Raw genomic sequence first — 18805 nt, 5'->3', positions numbered from 1 at the left:
GCAAAGCGCGGGTTTTCCGGAAGTTGAAAAGTATAGCACTATCTCAGCAGTTCGATCCATCCTTTCAGGAGGCGTGTTCCCGTTGGGGTTTTCAGTTCCAGGATGTAATAGTACACGCCTTCGCTGAGGCCGCCGCCGTCCCAGGTATTGTCGTAGTTCTTGTTCTGATAGATGAGGTTGCCCCAACGGTTGTAGACCGTCAGCACGGAGCCCGGGTACCGCTGGATGCCCGGTATCTTGAACTGGTCGTTCCGCCCGTCGCCATTCGGTGTGATGGTGTTGGGGATGAAGATATCGTCTCCCGTAACGGGGATCGGCGCAATGGTAAAGCGGTTGTCGCTCAGGTCGATATCGATTTCCCTGCCTTTGATGCTCACGCTGTTGACCACGGCTTCGCCGTTCAGGAGCTTCGCGGTGAAGGTCGCCGTTTCGGTGGAACCGTTCGCCATGGCGGGGATCGTCCAGATGATAATGCGGCCGTTTTCACGGAAGCTGATGAGGCCTTTGCTGGCTGTCAGCGAGATGGGATCGCTCAGCATCGCTGCAAGGGTATCGCGCAGTTCGATCTGCGTACCGCCGTCCGGGCCCTGGTTAGAGGCGGTGATGGTAAACTGGATGATGCCTCCCACGCTCAGGGGTTGCGGCGCCACGGCGCTCTTCATCACCTTCAGGTTCGCATACTGCTTCGTTTCCACGATCACTACTGACGTGTCCGGCGTGGAGATGTCCGGCGGGCCCGTAATGCTGGCGGCGTTGCGTACCGTTCCGGTGTCTTTCAGCGTGAGTTGATAAGTCCAGACTGCCGTCTGCCCTGCATCCAGCTGCCCGGCATTCCAGGTCAGCAAGCGGGTGCCGGCGTCGAAGGAGGCGGTGCCTTGCGGCGGTGCGCTGAACACAGGATCGGAAACCAGTCGCGCTGCCGGGATGGTGTCTACCACAAATACCGGGCTCACCGCAGCTGCGCCGTGGTTCGTAGCGCGCAGCGTGTACGTCAGCGTTTGGCCGGGGTAATACGGGCCGTTCGGCGGCGCCACGGATTTAGCGATCTCCAGCCTGTTTTTCTCAACGATGGATGTGGTCACCGATGCGCTCCGGTTGTTCGAGCTATCGCTGTCTTCCATACCCGTTGGTGTATTTACCCAGCCCGTGTTCACCGCGGTGCCAGGCTGGCCTGGCGCGATGCCGGTGATTTCCAGGACAACGGAACCTCCGTTCGGGAATGTCCCGATCACCGCTCCGGCGATCTGTCCATTGAGGGAAGTCTGTACGTTCGCCGCGCCTCCGGATGCAGACACCACGCGCACCGCCAATTGGCTAAGGTTCGCCGCCAAGGTATCTTTCACGGTTGCGCCATCCGCTGCTGAGGGCCCGTCGTTGAAGATTTCCAGTTGATAAGTGACCGTTCCGCCCACATACACCTGTGCCGGACCGGTTTTCGTGATCCGCAGATCGGCGATCGGATCGGTATCGATGATGACGACAGACGTATCAGGCGTTGAAATATCCGGCGGCCCCGTGACGGACACAGCATTGCGTACCGTGCCGGTATCCTTCAGGGTGAATTGGTAGGTCCAGTCCAAGGTCTGTCCGGCGTTCAGCGTGCCGATGTTCCAGGTCAGTAACCGGGTGGCCGGGTCGAAAGACGCGGTGCCCTGCGGCGGTGTGCCGAATGCAGGATCGGTAACCAGCCTTGTCGCCGGGATGGTATCCACCACCGTCACCGGGCTCACCGCTGCCGCACCGTGGTTCGTGGCGCGCAGGGTGTACGTCAGCGTTTGGCCGGGGTAATACGGGCCGTTCGGCGGCGCCACGGATTTAGCGATTTCCAGCCTGTTCTTTTCAACGATGGTAGTATTCACCGAAGTGCTCCGGTTGTTGGAACTGTCACTATCCTTCAGGCCCGTTGGCGTATTTACCCAGCCCGTGTTAACTGCGGTACCAGGCTGGTCCGGCGCGATGCCGGTGATTTCCAGGACAACGGATCCTCCATTCGGGAATGTCCCGATCACCGCCCCGGCTATCTGTCCATTGAGGGAAGCCTGCACGTTCGCCGCGCCTCCGGATGCAGACACCACTCGTACTGCCAATTGGCTCAGGCCTGCCGGCAGCGTGTCTTTCACCGTGGCGCCATTGGCTGCCGCGGGGCCGTCGTTGAAGATTTCCAGCCGATAGTTGATCGCTCCGCCCACGTATACCTGTGCGGGGCCCGTTTTCACGATCCTGAGATCGGCCAGCGGGTCCACATCGATAATAACGGTGGATGTATCCGGGGTGGAAACATCCGGCGGGCCCGTCACCGAAGCCGCATTCCGTACCATGCCGGTATCTTTCAGTGTCACCTGGTAGCTCCAGCTCACGGCCGAGAACGGGTTCACCAGCCCTGCATTCCACGTCAGCACACGGGTTGCGGGGTTGAACGTAACAGTTCCCTGCGGCGGCGCACTGTATACCGGATCGGTTACGAGCGATGCGGCGGGCAGGGTATCCGTTACCTGAACCGGATTCACGCCGCGGCTGCTTTCATTGCGCGCGGTCAGCGTATATGTCAGCGTTTCTCCCGGGTAATAAGGCCCGGTAGCCGGACTGATCGTTTTATCGATGGCGAGCTTGCTCTTCGCCAGGATGAAGGAAGTAGCCGTACTGATGTTGTTGGAGCTGTCGCTGTCGGGAACGCCTGCAGGCGTAAATATGAGCCCTGCATTCACGACGGTCCCCGGCGTTACGGCCGTGGCCACGATCCGAAGCGTGGCTTTGCCGCCAGGAGGCAGCGTGCCGATGGTCGCCATCACCGCATTGCCGTTCACGCCCGTCGAAATCCCCGCAACGCCGCCGCTGCTGGAAACCACCGTTACCACAGGGTTTGCCAGGCTGTTCGGGATGGTATCGCGAACAATGGCGCCGTTGGCCGGCGATGGGCCCTGGTTTTCGATTTCGAGTTCGAACAACATCGTTGAGCCTTCATAGGCTTCGTGCTGGCTTGTTTTGCGGATCGACACATCGGCGAGCGCCTTGATAATGCTCGACACCGTGTTCGAAGAAATCTCCCCTTGTCCGGGTGTCATGAGATGCGCCGTGTTCAGTACGGTGCCGTCCGGCGCATTGGTCCGCACGGTGCCCGTTACGAGCACGGTCAGCGAAGCGGTGTCCGCCGCCGGGAAGTTTGCCGTCACCGTAACAATGTTCCCGGTACCGCTCTGGCCGTTGGTCACAACGGCGCCTTTTCTCGTAAGCACCGTCCATCGCACATTTTCGAGCACATCGGGGATCGTGTCTATCATCGTTACGCCGTTCGCATCGCTGGGGCCGGCGTTGGAGAAACTGATGGTATAAGTCGCCTGCGCTCCGCGGCTCATTTCTGCCGGGCCGGTTTTCGTGATCGACAAATGCGATTCCGAAGTGACCTGGGTTGAAACCGTAGCATTTGCCGGCGGTACGCCCGGCTCTGCCGGTGTGGCCGTAGCCGTATTTACGATCGTACCGATCGCATTCGGAGCAACGATGCCGTCTACAGTGATGATGATGCCGTTGGCTACACCTGCCGGAATATCGGCGGTCACGGCTACGTTGTTCGAAATCGCGCCGGTCCCGCTCACCACGGTGGCCTGGCCATAGGGCACGGCCGTCCAGAAAGTATTGGTAATAACCGAAGGCACCACGTCCGTAATCACCGTACCGAGCGCATTGCTCAGTCCCTGGTTGCTGACGCGGATGATATACCGGATAGGCTGGCCCGCCACGACAACTGCCGGACCGCTCTTTTCGACCACGATCCTCGGCTCCACTTCCACCCTGGTAACCACCGTGGCCGTATCTGCAACTGCGCCCGGCTCTGCCGGCCGGATGATGGCCGTATTGAACAGCGAATCGCGGTAATCGGGCAGCAGCGTGCCGTTGATGGTAAGCGTAACGCTATGGCCGGCGCCGGGCGGGATGGTAACCGTCATATCGATCGGGCTGCCGGTGCCGGACGTCGGGCCGGTAATCTGCGCGTTACCGGTAACCGCGGCCGAATACGTTACGTTGGTCACGGCGGCCGGTACGGCGTCCAGGATATGCGCGTCTTTAGCGAGGCTCGGGCCATTGTTGGTAGCCGTTACTACCCATGTGATATTGGATCCCGCCACAATGCTGGCTGGCCCGGATTTGGTGATCTGCACCTCGGGCTGCAGCGTGACGAGGGTTTGTACAGAGGAGGTGTCGGGATTGCTGCCGGGCTCCGACGGAATGACGTACGCCGTGTTCAGGAGCGTGCCTGCGAACGAGGAGTCTACCCTTCCTTCCACAAACACCAGCATAGACGTTCCCGCAGGCATGTCTGCCGAAATATTCACGTTATTACCTGTTCCCGATTGCCCGGAATTCACCACTACGCCTGCATCCGCCCTCGCCACGATCCACTGTGTACCGTGTATGTTGGCCGGCACAACATCGGTAATGCTGATACCCTTATTGCTGCTCGGCCCTGCGTTCGAAACGTTGAGCGTATACCCGATGAGCTGGCCTGCATGCAGGGTAGCCGGCCCGGATTTCACGATCGACAAATTCGCTTTCCGGTCGATGACGGTGTTCACCGGCGGAGAAACCACCGGAACATCGCCCGGTTCGCTGCCTGCGAGCGTAGCGGTATTCACCAGCGTGCCTGTCGCGTCTTCAGCCACTTCGCCACTCACAATGATGGTAATGGCCGCACCCGGCGTGGGGGGAAGATCCCCCGTTACACGGATCTGCGGACCGCTGCCGGTGGCGCCCGTGGTCACCGTTGCGCCGTTCACCGCCATAGCCACCCAAACCACGTTGTTCAGCCTGCTATCTATCGTATCGGTGATCACCGCGCCGCGGGCATTCGCCGGACCGGCATTGCTGGCGGTGATAACGTATTGCATGACGTCCCCGGCGGTGACCCTTGCCGGGCCGTCTTTCCGCACCTTCAGCGCCACCTGCTTGTCCACAACGGTGACGGCCGAATCGGAAATGGACGGAATGCCCGGTGTAGACACCACCGCGATATTCTTGATGGTACCGGCGAAGTCGGGATCGATGGTGCCTTTGATGCCGATGATCACGAGGTTGCCCGTGCCGCCGGGGATGTTGGCGGAAGTAGCCACATTATTGCCCGTGCCGGTGAATGGCCCGGTGATGATGGCGGCGCCCGAAACGGTTACATCCCATTTCACATTGGTGATTTCCGGCGGTACAACGTCGTTGATATTTACACCGGTAGCGTCTGACGGGCCGTTATTGATCACCACGACATCGTACGAAATATCGCTGCCCGCCTGCGCGGTGGCCGCGCCGGTCTTGCGGACGATCAGTCCTGTCAACTGGCCGACGCCGGTGATAACGACGCTCTGGTTATTGGGCAGGTTGTAATCGGTGATATCGTTCGGCGTCACGGAGGCGAGATTGGTGATGGCGGTACCGCCTGCCGTGGGGTTCACGATGCCCCGCACTGCGATGACGATAAAATTGTTCGCCTTGCCCGGACCGATCTTCGCTGGCAGGCGGATCAGGTTGCCGCTGCTGTCTATCCTTGCGGAATCGAGAATAGATGCATCGCCGAAGGCTTCGGCCGTCCAGGTCACGTTCGTGATGGCAGCGGGTATCTGGTCTTCGATAAGCATATCGTCGCTGCCCACTTTACCATGATTGCGGATCACCATCACGTAGTTGATCACCTCACCCGCATTCACGGCCTGCGGTCCGGATTTCTGGATGGAAATATCGGTGGAACGGTTGACGGACGTGGTTACGGAGCTTTCCTTGTTCGAGCCTGCGGTTACGCTGGCCGTATTCACGATGGTATTCCCCGCGCTTTCCAGTACTACGCCCGCGATGTTCAGCACGATCGTATTGCCCGTGCCCACCGGTATGTCTCCCGTTGTAGACACTGCGTTGGTGGCGCCCGATGTGGCGCCCGTCACCGTTGCGGTACCGGTTGCGGTGGCCGTCCAATCGTATACGCGGATGGAAGCGGGAACATTATCTGTGATAATGGCGCCGGTGATATTGCCCGAGCCGCCGTTGGAGATCACCGCGCGATAACGGATCGTATCCCCTACGTTTGTGATCGCCGGCCCGGTTTTACCGATGCGCACCACGGGATCGTTGTCGATCACGGTGATCACGGTAGATGAATTGTCGGCCGGGTTCGGGTCTGTGGCGTTGCTACCGGCCGGCAGGTTGATGCTCGCGGTATTGGAGATCGTGCTGCCGTTCACCATCGCAGGAGACACTACGCCCCGTACGATCACTTCGATAAAGCTGGCCCCGTCTGTAGGCATATCGGCCGTCAGCGAGATATTATTGGAGTTACCGGAAACCGGCGTCAGGTTGGTTACACTGCCCTGTGCCGTGGCGGTCCAGGTAACGTTCAGGATGCTCGCCGGGACAATGTCCTGGAACACGGCGCCGAAAATCTCGGTAGGCCCGTCGTTATAAGCACGGATGATATATTCGATCGGCTCACCGGCGGCTGCATTCGCCGGCCCGGCTTTTACTACCCTGAGATTGGCGACCCTGTTCACGAGCGTAGTGACCGAAGCCGTGTCGCCACCGACCGGCGTGGTAGACGGATCATTCAGCGCGATGGCCGTATTGGTGAACGTAGTGCCGGTAAACGCGGGATCGAGCACGCCGCTCACCAGGATGGTGATGATGGCGGAAGGATCGGGCGGGATGCTGGCCGTTGTCAAAACATTGCCGCTGCCGGAAGCCGGCCCGGTAAGCGTTGCGCCGCCACTGCCGCTTGCCGCCCAAACCGCTTGCAGGATTTGAGGCGGCAGCACGTCTTTGATCGTCACATTATCTGCACGGCTGGGTCCGTCGTTGGTAACGCGGATGACATATTCTCCCGGCGTACCGGCTTCCGTCACCGCCGGGCCCGATTTTTCAATCCTGATCCTCGCCTGTTTCGTAGCGTTGGTAGTTACAGAAGATGTAACCGGCGGTGTATTGGGCTCGGCCGGGTCTGCCACGGCCCTGTTGGTAAAGGTGCCCGCGAAATTGTCTGCCACCTGGCCCGTGATGGTGAAGGTAATTTCGTTCCCGGAGCCGGCCGCAATGTCGCCCGTAGCCGCCAGGATATTACCCGAACCGGTGGCGCCGGTCAGCACGGCAGCGTTGCCGGTGGCGGAGCTGGTCCAGGCCGGGTTGATGATATTTGCCGGGATCGTATCCCGGATAACGATGCCCCGCGCATTGGAGGGCCCGGTATTGGAAATGCGCACCCTGTACACAATGGTGCCGCCGGCGAAAATACTGGAAGGTCCGGTTTTGCTGATGAGCACGCCCGGTACCTTGTTCAGCACGGTCACCACCGTATCCGAGTTCACCGGTTTGCCGGGGGCTTCGTCAGAAACCGCCACCGCGAAGTTGCGGATCGTATCGATCGTTGCATCCGGGCGGATGGAGCCCGTGATGTTGACGGTGATCATTCCCTGCACCGCCGGGATGCTGCCTTTCACCAGCAGGCTGTTCCCCGTTCCCGAAGCGCCGGCCGTGATGGTTGCGCCGCCCGTTGCGGTGGCGAACCAGGCCGTATTCGTCAACACTGCGTTCAGCGCGTCGGTGATCTGCACTTCTTGCACGGCCGAGGGGCCTCCGTTGGTCACGATCAGCGTATAACTGATCGTTTCCCCGGCCGCCGCAGACGCAGGGCCGTTTTTCCGCACCATTACCGATGTTTCGCGGGTGACGGTGGTTGTTACCTGCTGTGAGGTAACGGGTTGCGCATCCGGCTCCGCAGGCGTTGCCGTTGCGGTATTGGTGAAGCTGCCGCTGAACAGCGGGTCCACAATTCCGGTAACCGTTATCAGCACCACGTTGCCGGCGGTATTGCCTCCCGGGATGTTGGCCTGCACGGCCAAAGTATTGCCCGTTCCGGAAGCGCCGCCGAGTATCGTGGCGGCCCCCTGTCCCACCGCCGTCCAGCTCGCATTGGTCACCTGCGCCGGAATGAGGTCGGTAATCGAAACGTTTTGCGCGTCAGACGGTGAATTGTTGCGGACGCTTATGGTATAAACGATCTGCTGCCCGGCCGACAACTTCGCCGGCCCCGTTTTCTGGATGATCAGTTCAGGGATGCGCTGCACCACTACCGTTGCCGTATCGGAAACGGCGGAAGCGCCCGGCTCCGAAGGCGTTGCCGTGGCGATGTTCTCGATCTGCCCGGATGTTGCGGGGCTCGTTTTCCCTTTCACCGTAATGAGGATGCGATGCACCGGGCCCGCCGGGATGTTGGCCGTCACCGACACATTATTCCCTGTTCCTGTGGCGCCACTGGTAACAATTGCCAGTCCGCTGCGGCTGGCCGTCCAGCTCACGCCGCTGATCGAAGCGGGCACCACGTCCGTAATCACGACGTTCTCCGCCGAAGCGTTGCTGGTATTAAAGACTTCGATATTATAAATGATGCTGTCTCCAGCCAAAACCGTATCTACTGCGGATTTGATGATCCCGAGCACGGGGACCCGCTGAACGGTCGTGACCTTGGTGGATGTATCGCCCGTACTGGAGGTGCCCGATGGCGTAACGATAGCCGTGTTGGTGATGGTGCCGTCGAAATCGGAACTGATCGTACCGGTGACGGTGATCCTGACCAGGTTATTCTGCCCCGCATCGATGTTGGCCGTCAAAGAAATATTATTGCCCGTTCCGGTGGGCGAGCTGGTGATGATGGCATTGCCCGATGTTACGGCAAACCAGGTGGCGCGCGTAACCGAAGCCGGCACCACGTCCGTCACCGTAATGTTCCGCGCATTGCTCGGTCCGGCATTGCCGACCGTAATGACGTAGGTGATCTGATCTCCGGCAGAAGCGTTGTCCGGCCCGGATTTATCGATCGTCAGCGTTGCACGGGAAGTTAATTCCGTCACCACTTCGTTGGACGTAACCGGTGAAGTGCCCGGCTCGGAAGGCGTTACCGTGGATGTATTGCGGATAACGCCGGTGGCGCCGGGAACGATGGTGGCATGCACAACGATCGTGATCGTGGAGCCCGCGTTCATATTGGCCGTTACGTCGATGGTATTTCCCGATCCGGAGGCGCCGCTCACGATCACTGCCGTGCCTTGCGTAACGGTGGCGGTCCAGCTGCCATTGGATAGGCCAACGGGCAGCAGGTCGTGGATCACTGAGTTGGAAGAATTGGATATGCCGGTATTGGAAACGGTGATGGTATAAGCGATCTGCTCGCCGGCAACCGCGAACGCCGGCCCGGCTTTCACGATCGTCAGGTCCACATCTTTGGAAACGACGGTGGATTCGATGTCCGAAACCGGGTCTGCACCCGCTTCCGAAGGCGTGGCAGTAGCCGTGTTGGTGAGTGTTCCCGAGAAATCGGGGCTAACGGTGCCGTTTACACGGATCACGATACGGTTGGAGCTGCCGGCCGGGAAATTCCCTGTCAACCTAACCGCATTGCCCGTACCTGAATTGCCGCCTGTAATGGATGCAACACCTTCTGCAGTGGCTGTCCACTGCACCTGCGATATCTCGGCAGGCACGTTGTCCGTAATGACGGTGTTCACCGCATCGCTCGGGCCATTATTCACGACCACGATCGTGTAGCTGATGGGGCCGCCTGCTATGGCCGTATGGCTCGCAGGTCCCGATTTGTCGATCAGCAACCCGGGGCTGCTGATAATAAGCGTAGATGTGGTATTCGACTGCGAGGGGCCTACCGTCGGCTCGGAAGGTGTAGCCGTTCCCGTGTTTTCGATCGTTCCCGTGGCGTCCGGGTTCACCGTTCCGGTAACCGTTACATATAAACGGCCGGTATCGCCGGCAGGATAATTCGCCGTTATGCTGACCGTGCTTCCCGTTCCCGTGGCGCCAGAAACGATGCTCACCATTCCGGTAGCCACCGCCGACCAGCGCACATTGCTCATTTTCGGGGAGATCACATCGGTGAAGACCGTATTTTCCGCATTGCCCAAACCGGTATTGCCAACCCGAACCCCGAACGAAATCTCCTCACCCGCAACCGCCGACGAAGGCGCACGTTTCAGCACCTCGAAGAATGGCCGCCGCACCACCGGCACCGTCACCGTGCTGGAAGCACCGTCCGGGTCCGGAATGTCGGGCGAAGTGGCCGTGGCGGTATTGGTCAGGTCTCCCTCAAAACCGGGGTCGATCTTCCCTTCCACCAAAATCTCGATCGTAGACGCGCCTACGGGAATATCCGCATTCACGACGATCGACCGGCCTGCAGACTGGTTGCTGAGTATCGCGGCCGATCCGGTTGCCGTCACATGTATGTTTGCGGGAATGAAAGCAGCGGGAAGATCGTCGCGTATGAGCACCGCCGGGTTGTTGCTCGGTCCGGCGTTGCGCACCACGATCCTGTAGGAGAAATCCTGCCCGGCGATATACGGCCCGTTTTCCACCACCGTTTTTTCGATCTGGATATCGGCCTGCTGCACGAATCGCAGCACTACCGTGTCCGTCGACGGCGGGCAATTGTTATTGGCGACCGTCCATACCAGCGTGGCGCTCGTGTTCGGTGCAAGTGTGGCCGTGGTGAAGGGGTCCTGGGTATCTCCCAGGACGGCATTGCCACTGATGACCGTCCAGGTACCGGCGCCATTCGTGGGGCTATTGGCCTGGTTGACGAATTTCCCAGAATTATATTGCGTTTTGTCGGGACCCGCGTTCGCAGGCGTTGGCTGCGCTTCGATCCCGATCGTCACATCGTCAGAAACAGGCGGGCATCCGCCGTTGGCGACCGTCCACCGCAGCACGTAAGCCCCTGGCACCAGACCGGAAACGGTTGCCGTGGCGCTGTTCGGGTCGCTGAAAGTAACGCTGGAAGGGCCGCTCACCATCGTCCAGGTGCCTTGTCCCACCGCAGGCGGAGTGGCCGCCAGCTGGGTTGACGTTACCGCACAGAGGTCCTGGTCGGGCCCGGCCACAGCAGGCGACGGCGGTGCGTCGATGGTCAGTGAGAATGGGTATGCGGGCGAGTTACAATTGACGCCCGATTTGTTGAACGTGATCGTAAAGTTGTAGGTGCCCGGCGCCGTTCCGCCGGGAATGGCCACAGGGATGGGCGATGCCGGCAGGCTGGCCAGCGTTACCGGCTGAAACCCCGGCAGGTTGGCGCTCGTGATGGAATAGCGGTCCGGGCTGCCGGAATGAATGGTATAAGGGAGGTTGACGGATGTGGTGCCCTGGCAAACGGGCGCCAGGCTCCCGAGCGTCATCGCCAGTTCGCGGTCTACCGACACGGTGAAGATATTCGAAACGCCATCTCCCTGGCACCCGGCAACCGAAGCGGTCACGCGGTAGTCGCGGGGCTCGGTAAGGGCGCCGGTATTGAGTGAAGACCCGGTCTGGCCGGGCATTACAGACCAGTTACTGGCGCCTGCGGGGCTCGACTCCCAAACATAAGTGAATCCTGTAGCCGGGGTCCCCGTTCCGGCTTTCGGCGTAACGGTGGCCGTAAGCGTAGTGGAGGTATTATAACAAACCGGAGAATTCCCGGAAATAGCGACGCTGTAATCGATCACCTTCACTTCCAGCGGGTCGGACACTACCCGGCAATTGGCGTTATAGATCTCCGCCTGTCCGCCGGCGGCTTCTACCCTGTATTCAAAGCCGGCCTGCGCATTGGTAATGGGGAATGTGCGCTGGTTGCTGGCGCCGTTGTTCACGACGGTGCCTATGTTTTCCCAGTTGGTGGTGCCTATCTGCCGGCGTTGCAGCTGGAAGTAATACGACGAATAGCTGCCCGCGGGCAGTGAAACGCTCACACTTGTATTTCCGCCGGCGCAAACCGTACCTGCGCCCTGGGTAAAGGATATCGGGGGGCCGCAGGCGGCGAAGGCGATATCGTCCAGCGCAAGGTCGTTACCGTTGCTATTCGGCGTGTTGCTGTAAATACGGAGGATGATGGAGCTGGTGGTAGACGGCATCTGGAAAAGGCCCGCCAGCCGCACCCAGGTCCCGGGCGACTGGTACGCTACCTGCCCGGTAGACACCTGCGTGAGCGGGGTACCGTTGGGGTTGTTCGCATCCATGATATCGAAGCGGAGGCTCGGGTTAGCTACGCCCCTGCTGGGGTTGATGTTCATGATCCAGGCGGAAAACTCGAAAGTGGTGCCTGCGCAAAGCCCCGTGATCGTGCGCTCATAGAATCTGCCCGGCGTAGCTTCCGCGTCTACTACCATGCAGCGTCCGGTAAAATCGCCTGTGGTATGGTCTGGCCGGTCAACGAAATAGGTGTTGTTGTATCCCCTTGTGGTGTTACTGATCACGTATTGCCCGGGGTACGGCCCCATGGGCCTGCCGCCCAGGCCGGGATAATACTGGATGTAGGTCGTCATCCCCGCCGGAAGCGCGGGCCCCAGCGAGGGCCGGGCGGTGGAAGGTGCTGTGCCGAAGGTTTCCAGGAAAACAGGGTCGCCCAGGGAGCCGGTGCACGACTGTCCCCGCAGGTTCCCCGACAATGCCAGCAATAACGCGGCAGGTAACAGGGCCCGGAGGGCGGCGGACAAGAAACCCGGCAACTTGGCCCGGGAAGGAACACTAAGTTTCAGGATACGTAACATTCTCGCCATACGACTAACAGGATTGGATTCGTTTGCTATAACCTGACCGGAACCGGCCTAATCGGGGCAATCTTTCGGGTAACACGGGTGTATTCGTAGGTTCCGGTATTATCTCAAATCATAGGAATCAACGCATTAGGTGGCGGGATTGTTTAAAAGCGGTGATTTTTTAACCTCGCGGGAAGGGAGCCTCCTCTGGCCGGCGCATCCTGCGGCGTTCGGGTTGGGGCATAAAAAAGCCGGGCAGGATTGCCCGGCTCCATCAGTTTTGGAAACGTTTTTTTGTGCCAAATTAAGGCCCGAAGGTAAACCGTTCCCCGTTCGTTGCCGATGGGCCAAAACCCATCATATTAAATTACCCGGGATCGCCGGCTATACCGGTTGGCGATAGGAAAGCTTGTCGATCAGCAGCCATTTCCCGTCCAGCTTCACCAGGTTGAACCGGTCTATAAACCGGAAGGTGGGGAAAGTCAATTGTACGAGGGCGGATGCGGTGTCCCCATCCCAGGAATAACTGAGCATTTCAGGCTGGCATTCCTGAACAGGCGCGTTGGCGACGGCATCGAGGTATTGCGCGACCGTCCACGCCGCCAATTTTCCATCTACCACCATTCTAATGAAAGCATCCGGGTGAAAGGCGCGCCGGAGCCGTTCGGTGTCTTTGGCCGGGCGGCCTTCCAGGTAATCATTAATGGGAACCAGGATGGATTGTTTTTCCGCTTCCATCGCTGTCTTGTTTGCTGTAGTTTCCATACGTCAGGCTTTTGCGTTGCTATAGCGAAATTATGCAGGCGTACGATGATGCAATACGACTTTTCAATCGGATACTTCTACAATTCAAACCGCATGTTTCCTGAGCGCATTGGGTGTGGTGCCGGTGTGCTTCTTATAAAAGCTATTGAAATAACCGGGATACCGGAACCCAAGGCAGTAGCCGATCTCCGACACCGGCCAATCCGTATTGAGCAGCAGGTCGTTGGCTTCCAGGAGTATCCTGGCGGCGATGTGCTCCGTCGTTGTTTTCCCGGTAAAATCCCTGACCATTCTGTTCAGGTGATTGGTGTGCAGGGAAAGTTGCCTGGCAAAGTCATTTGCGGAGCGGAGCTGCAGTTCCTGCCGGTTCGATTCGATGGGGAATTGCCGGTCCAGAAGCTCCAGGAACAAGCCGGTGATCCTGGCGGCGGCGTTCAGGTCGCGGTCGTAATCCCCGGCGGGTTTCATTTTTAAAGCGTGGTGAACGATGAGGTGAAGGTAATTGCGCAGTACATCGTCTTTGTGGACATAATGCTCCGCATTCTCGCGCATCATGGCGGTAAAGAAGGCCGTGATCTCGGCTACGCTGGCTGCATCGGGAAAAAATACCTTATCCGTTTCGGTCTGGAACATGGGCAGGTGGGTCAGCAGGCTTTCCCGTTGCCGGATGAAGGCCTGGTTGAAAATACAAAACCAGCCGCCCTGTTCCGATGGGTCGGGTATCCAGTTGTAGGGGATCATGGGGTTGGAGAACACGAGCGCCGGGCGGTCGATATAAATGGACCGATGGGCGTAATCGAGCCTGCCCGTCCCCAGGACCAGCGTCACTTTATAATAATCCCTCCGGCGGAAAGGCGTGGCGTTGATGCAGGCGGCGCGCTCAAAAACATTGATATGCGGCCTGTCTGTCGCGATCTTATCCGGCGGCAGGTAATGGATACGTTCATAAAAGCCTGAAATGTCTTCCCGCTTGTGCATGGTATAAATTTACAGCATACGAACCGATCGGTTATCCGGATTGAAAAATTCTTCCGGGCGATGACAGTCGGGTAAAATAGGAAGGGATGATCTGGAGAATATGGAAAAGATTATCAGAAATGAAAAAAGCCTGACATCTCGAAGGATATCAGGCTTTTTTTTGGTGCCCAGAACAGGAATCGAACCTGCACTCCGTTGCCGAAACAAGATTTTGAGTCTAGCGCGTCTACCAATTCCGCCATCTGGGCATGCGACCGGGTTATGAAGCCTTATCGCGGGTTGCAAATGTAGAAATTCTTTGTTGAATCCGCAATAAATATTTTAGCTTGACGAAACATTCTTTCAGCAGGGTGATTTGCCCCTGGCTGGCGCGGCTGTTCTCAAAGGCTGCCAGCGCGGGCTCCACGTCTTCGGCCAGGTGCTGCATCCACCCGGAAATCCTGCTGCCCAATTGCAGCACCGCCGCTTCGTCCCCGCTATTTTCCAGTTCGAACAACTGGCTGTTCAGTTCGAGCATCTCCGACATGAATATTTCCGGCAATGCGTATTTCTCTCCGGGGCCCATCAGCCCCTCGAATCGTTTCAGTACCTCCATCTGATTTTGCAAAAAAGCAAATTTACAGTAATGTTGCAGCATTCGATCCAAACACCAATAAACAATCATGGCTTCCATTCAAATCGGACTGATCCGTGAAGAGAAAATTCCGCAAGATAACCGCGTCGCGTTCACCCCGCAGCAATGCCAGTGGATCCTTTCCCGTTACCCCACCGTGCAGATCACCGTGCAGCCCTCGCCGCACCGTGCCTTCAAAGACGATGAGTACCGCTCCGCCGGTATCCACGTTGCTGAAGACCTGTCGCATTGCGACATCCTGCTCGGCATCAAGGAAGTACCGAAAGACAGGCTCATCCCCGGAAAAACGTACCTTTTCTTTTCGCATACCAAAAAACTCCAGCCCCAGAACCGCGAAATGCTGCAAACCATCCTGGAACGCAACATCTCGCTCATCGATTACGAATGCCTCGTGCATCCCGACGGGCAGCGCATCCTCGGGTTCGGGTTCTTCGCCGGCGTCGTAGGCGCGCATAACGGCCTGCTGGAATACGGACGGCGGACGGGCCTGTTCGATTTCAAGCGGGTATATGAATGCCACGACTTCCAGGAGCTGATCACCCATTATTTCGGCGTGAAGCTCCCGCCCGTCAAGATCGTGACCACCGGTTCCGGCCGCGTGACAGCGGGCATCCTGGAAGTAATGGGGCTCCTGGGCATCAAATACATCCCGCCCGACGAATTCCTCATCAACGAATACGCCTACCCGGTTTACACCCAACTGAAAGCGGGCGAGCTGTACCTCCGCCGTTCCGACAAAACGTACAGCCGGGAAGATTTCCACGCCCATCCCGAACAGTACGATTGCAAATTCCTGCCCTACGTTACCTGTTCGGACGTGCTCATGAACGGGATTTACTGGGACCAGGATATTGCGCCGCTGTTTACCTGGGACGACCTGGCGAAGGAGAATTTCCGCATCCAGGTGATCGCCGATATTACCGACGACCAGGGCGGTTCTGTACCCTGCAACCTGGGAGACGCTACCATAGAAGACCCCGTGTACGGCGTTCACCGCACCAACCGCGACAGGATCGCACCTTACGATAAGGAAGGCGTCACCATGATGTGTGTGGGCAACCTTCCCAACGAGCTTCCGCGCGATGCATCACAGTTCTTCGGCGACCACCTGATGAAATATGTGTTCGACGACCTGGTGAACGGCGGCAGCGAAATGATCCAAAAAGCGACCATCGTGGCCAACGGCCACCTCACCGACCGTTATGCCTACATGAAGGCGTATGCGGAGGGGAACGTGTAACGGCCATTCCAGATACTAAAAAAGCCCCGGGCGTTTATTCCCGGGGCTTTTACAATATCTATTCCCTGCTAAAGTTTGCTGTACCGCAACACCACGTGCCCCGATTCCAGGGTCCTCGTTTCCTCCAGCTTCAAAGCCAGTTGGTCCGGCAGTTGCGCGGTATCGAACAGGCGCCTCCCCGCTCCTGCCACCACCGGGTGTATCACCACGATAAACTCATCCACCAGTCCCAGCTCCAGCAATTCAGCAGACAATGCAACGCCGCCGGCCAGGATGCCTTTACCGGGCTCATTTTTCAACCGGGTTATTTCCGTGGCCAGATCGGTTTTGGCGAGGCGGGAATTCTGGTCGTCTACACGCTCCAGCGTCCGGGAGAAAACGACTTTCGGGATTGCGTCGAACGCTTTTGCGAAATCGAGCATAAACTTTGTGGGCGCCTCATTGCTTTTTGCGATATCCGGCCAGAAAGGCACCATCAATTCATAAGTGATCCGACCGTATACCATCAGATCGACTTCCCCTAAAAGCGCTGTAAAGTAATCATGTACCTCCACGCCCGGGGTTCCTTTGGTATGGGAACAACAACCGTCCAGGGTCATATTGATGGCGAAAATGAGTTTTCTCATGGGATAGCATTTGTTTGTTGCCACTCAAGTTAAGCAATTCGGTCAAGAACGATGGCCGTTAGCTGATCAGGAATACCGCCTCACTACAATAACCCATCAAATTACTGGGTAATACGGCATTTATTTCAGATATTGTTATCCGCCGGCACGGTCCCGGCACTGCTTATCTAACGCCCGACCTGAATTTGAACCGAGAGCAGCCGTAGGGAACGGAGGCGCAAACTGGCAACCAAAACAAGTGAAAGACCTGAAACAGCCGCATATGAGCAAAATTAAATTCCTATCGCCCGTCCACGTCAAAAACAAGATCCGATTGGGTAGAAATCACGATGGAGGTTACGTTGTGTACGAGAAAGCGATCCAGCACACCGACCGGCTCCTGACTTACGGCGTTGGTTGGGAAACCTCCTTCGAAGAAGATTTCAATTCCCGCACCGGCAAGCCCGTCCTCATGTTCGACCCCACCATGTTCAACGGCGAATACGTGAACATGCGGCATTTCGCGAAACTGATGATCTCCTTCCGCTTCCGGAAGGCTAAAAGATACCTTTCCACCGCCAAGAAATGGAAAAAGAAACTGACGGAGCTCAATGAAAGAGACATCGTGTTCGTAGACGAAGGCATTGCGCCGGAAAAGAACGGCAAATACAATTCGCTGGAACAGCACATGGAACAATACCGCCTTTTCGACGAAAATGTGCTGCTGAAAATCGATATCGAAGGCGGGGAATACGGGCTGCTCGATCATCCGAAGTTCCTGGCCTGCCTCGGCCGCGTTAACCAGCTGATCTTCGAGTTTCACGACCTGAAAAACAGGCTGCGCGAAGTGGAAAGCATCCTGCGGCTCCTGGAACGGGAGTTCACGCTCATTCACGTGCATGGCAACAACTATGGCGATACGTTCTATTCCTACGAGTTTTCCGGCAGCGGCACCAACGACGTGCTCATCCCCGATGTGCTGGAGCTCACGCTGGTCAGGAAAACCGTGCTCCAGGAGTCGGATATCGTTCATGAAGACGAATCCTATCCCGTTCCGCAGCTCGACTTCCCCAACAATCCGCAAAAGAAAGACATCCCGATCCATTTCGTTTGATCGGCATAACAACAATATTCCGGCCGTCCTGCCCCGCATTGTCCGTGGCAGGACTGTCGCGTTTCAAGCCTATCCCTGCGGGTGCTTCTTTTCAAACCGCCGCTTCGCAATGCCCCAGGCCTCTACCATCAGCCTGCAGGTTGTCTCCTCATTTTCTCCTTCCGGGTTAAGAATACAGATATAATGCTGCGCGGCGTAGTGCGGATGCGGCAGGAACCGGTCGAGCACGGCGTAGTCCCATTCGGCGGAAGGCTCTGGGAACATCCCGGCGAACGTTTCCTTCAACACTCCGATGTTCACCCGGAACACCCCTTCCCTGCTCAATTCCGACACATGATCGTATTCGTTGTCGGCAATGGCGATGCTTACGAAGGGAAGCAGCTGATCCGTCGAATAGAAATAAAAAATATAACCGCCATGCTCGAGGCGGGTGGTGTCGGGCAGGTTTTGTATAATGAATTGTTCGATAAGCGCTACGGTCATATAACGGCGTTTGACCGCTAAGTTAATGCGATGCCGTACATTTGAAAAGTACTGGCAAGCTTGTCAGCTACTGACAACAAGTAAAGCATTCAGCATGGCCGCACCGCTCACGAAGAAAAAAAATCCGGCACCTTGTCCGTTCCAGGAGTCGATGGACTTACTTTCCGGCAAATGGACGATGTCTGTCATCAACGCACTGATGGGCGGGGTGTTGCGATTCGGGGAACTGGAGCGCGCGGTGCCGGGCATCAACACGCGCATGCTGGCCAGAACGGTGAAGGAGCTGGAGGAGCGGAAGATCATTTCGCGAAAACCCTATCCTACCGTGCCTCCCACCGTCGAATACTCGCTCACGGAAAAAGGTTTGGCACTCAAACCGGTGATGCAGGCGCTCCAGGCCTGGGCTATTTCCAATTATCACAAGGCGCAGGCTGCACAGGGCTGAAGGGC

Annotated in this window: 9 protein-coding genes and 1 tRNA gene; 3 read left to right on the top strand and 7 right to left on the bottom strand. The window is 57.9% G+C overall.

Going from position 1 to position 18805, the window contains the following annotated elements; all coding sequences use genetic code 11:
- Positions 1 to 38: 38 nt before the first annotated feature.
- The 5 genes from ACQKLP_RS13130 to ACQKLP_RS13110 all read right to left on the bottom strand — a co-directional run bounded on the left by ACQKLP_RS13130 (position 39) and on the right by ACQKLP_RS13110 (position 14952).
- Positions 39 to 12557 carry a gliding motility-associated C-terminal domain-containing protein gene (locus tag ACQKLP_RS13130; RefSeq protein WP_427323204.1) on the bottom strand — a complete coding sequence of 4173 codons (12519 nt, stop codon included), beginning with the start codon at positions 12555 to 12557 and terminating at the stop codon, positions 39 to 41.
- Positions 12558 to 12920: 363 nt separating this feature from the next.
- Complete coding sequence (locus ACQKLP_RS13125; protein ID WP_427323203.1) at positions 12921 to 13301, bottom strand: nuclear transport factor 2 family protein; 381 nt, start codon at positions 13299 to 13301, stop codon at positions 12921 to 12923.
- An 84-nt stretch (positions 13302 to 13385) separates the two neighbouring features.
- Entirely contained in the window at positions 13386 to 14279 is an 894-nt protein-coding gene (locus ACQKLP_RS13120) for a helix-turn-helix domain-containing protein (RefSeq protein ID WP_427323202.1), read from the bottom strand.
- A gap of 161 nt (positions 14280 to 14440) precedes the next feature.
- Positions 14441 to 14527: transfer RNA gene (locus ACQKLP_RS13115), tRNA-Leu, on the bottom strand.
- A gap of 11 nt (positions 14528 to 14538) precedes the next feature.
- Positions 14539 to 14952 carry an iron-sulfur cluster co-chaperone HscB C-terminal domain-containing protein gene (locus tag ACQKLP_RS13110; RefSeq protein ID WP_427323201.1) on the bottom strand — a complete coding sequence of 138 codons (414 nt, stop codon included), beginning with the start codon at positions 14950 to 14952 and terminating at the stop codon, positions 14539 to 14541.
- On the opposite strand from ACQKLP_RS13110, the gene ACQKLP_RS13105 reads away from it, so the two are divergent.
- Positions 14942 to 16153: an NAD(P)-dependent oxidoreductase gene (locus ACQKLP_RS13105; RefSeq protein ID WP_427323200.1), complete on the top strand. Its 1212-nt coding sequence runs from the start codon at positions 14942 to 14944 to the stop codon at positions 16151 to 16153. The two genes, ACQKLP_RS13110 and ACQKLP_RS13105, sit on opposite strands and share 11 nt — an antisense overlap.
- 68 nt (positions 16154 to 16221) lie before the next feature.
- On the opposite strand, the gene ACQKLP_RS13100 is transcribed toward ACQKLP_RS13105, so the two are convergent.
- Positions 16222 to 16779, bottom strand: a complete 558-nt coding sequence (locus ACQKLP_RS13100) for a dihydrofolate reductase family protein (RefSeq protein WP_427323199.1) — start codon at positions 16777 to 16779, stop codon at positions 16222 to 16224.
- Between the two features lie 262 nt (positions 16780 to 17041).
- Between ACQKLP_RS13100 and ACQKLP_RS13095 the strand changes: the two genes are divergently transcribed.
- Positions 17042 to 17872 (top strand): hypothetical protein, encoded by an 831-nt coding sequence (locus ACQKLP_RS13095; protein ID WP_427323198.1) that lies wholly within the window; start codon positions 17042 to 17044, stop codon positions 17870 to 17872.
- A gap of 69 nt (positions 17873 to 17941) precedes the next feature.
- Here ACQKLP_RS13095 and ACQKLP_RS13090 read toward each other — a convergent pair whose 3' ends face one another.
- Positions 17942 to 18355: a DUF6194 family protein gene (locus ACQKLP_RS13090; protein WP_427323197.1), complete on the bottom strand. Its 414-nt coding sequence runs from the start codon at positions 18353 to 18355 to the stop codon at positions 17942 to 17944.
- 94 nt (positions 18356 to 18449) lie between these two features.
- Between ACQKLP_RS13090 and ACQKLP_RS13085 the strand changes: the two genes are divergently transcribed.
- Complete coding sequence (locus ACQKLP_RS13085; protein WP_427323196.1) at positions 18450 to 18800, top strand: winged helix-turn-helix transcriptional regulator; 351 nt, start codon at positions 18450 to 18452, stop codon at positions 18798 to 18800.
- Positions 18801 to 18805: the final 5 nt, after the last annotated feature.

It is taken from the genome of Chitinophaga sp. NPDC101104, assembly GCF_050277495.1.
Classification (GTDB): Bacteria; Bacteroidota; Bacteroidia; order Chitinophagales; family Chitinophagaceae; genus Chitinophaga.
Note: the sequence above shows the minus strand (reverse complement) of the source record. Positions and strands in the feature narration are given on the sequence as shown.

Bases quoted from the DNA above. Each gene is read 5' to 3' on its own strand.
- ACQKLP_RS13130 (WP_427323204.1), bottom strand. From the start codon at position 12,557: ATGGCGAGAATGTTACGTATCCTGAAACTTAGTGTTCCTTCCCGGGCC.
- ACQKLP_RS13125 (WP_427323203.1), bottom strand. From the start codon at position 13,301: ATGGAAACTACAGCAAACAAGACAGCGATGGAAGCGGAAAAACAATCC.
- ACQKLP_RS13120 (WP_427323202.1), bottom strand. From the start codon at position 14,279: ATGCACAAGCGGGAAGACATTTCAGGCTTTTATGAACGTATCCATTAC.
- ACQKLP_RS13105 (WP_427323200.1), top strand. From the start codon at position 14,942: ATGGCTTCCATTCAAATCGGACTGATCCGTGAAGAGAAAATTCCGCAA.
- ACQKLP_RS13110 (WP_427323201.1), bottom strand. From the start codon at position 14,952: ATGGAAGCCATGATTGTTTATTGGTGTTTGGATCGAATGCTGCAACAT.
- ACQKLP_RS13100 (WP_427323199.1), bottom strand. From the start codon at position 16,779: ATGAGAAAACTCATTTTCGCCATCAATATGACCCTGGACGGTTGTTGT.
- ACQKLP_RS13095 (WP_427323198.1), top strand. From the start codon at position 17,042: ATGAGCAAAATTAAATTCCTATCGCCCGTCCACGTCAAAAACAAGATC.
- ACQKLP_RS13090 (WP_427323197.1), bottom strand. From the start codon at position 18,355: ATGACCGTAGCGCTTATCGAACAATTCATTATACAAAACCTGCCCGAC.
- ACQKLP_RS13085 (WP_427323196.1), top strand. From the start codon at position 18,450: ATGGCCGCACCGCTCACGAAGAAAAAAAATCCGGCACCTTGTCCGTTC.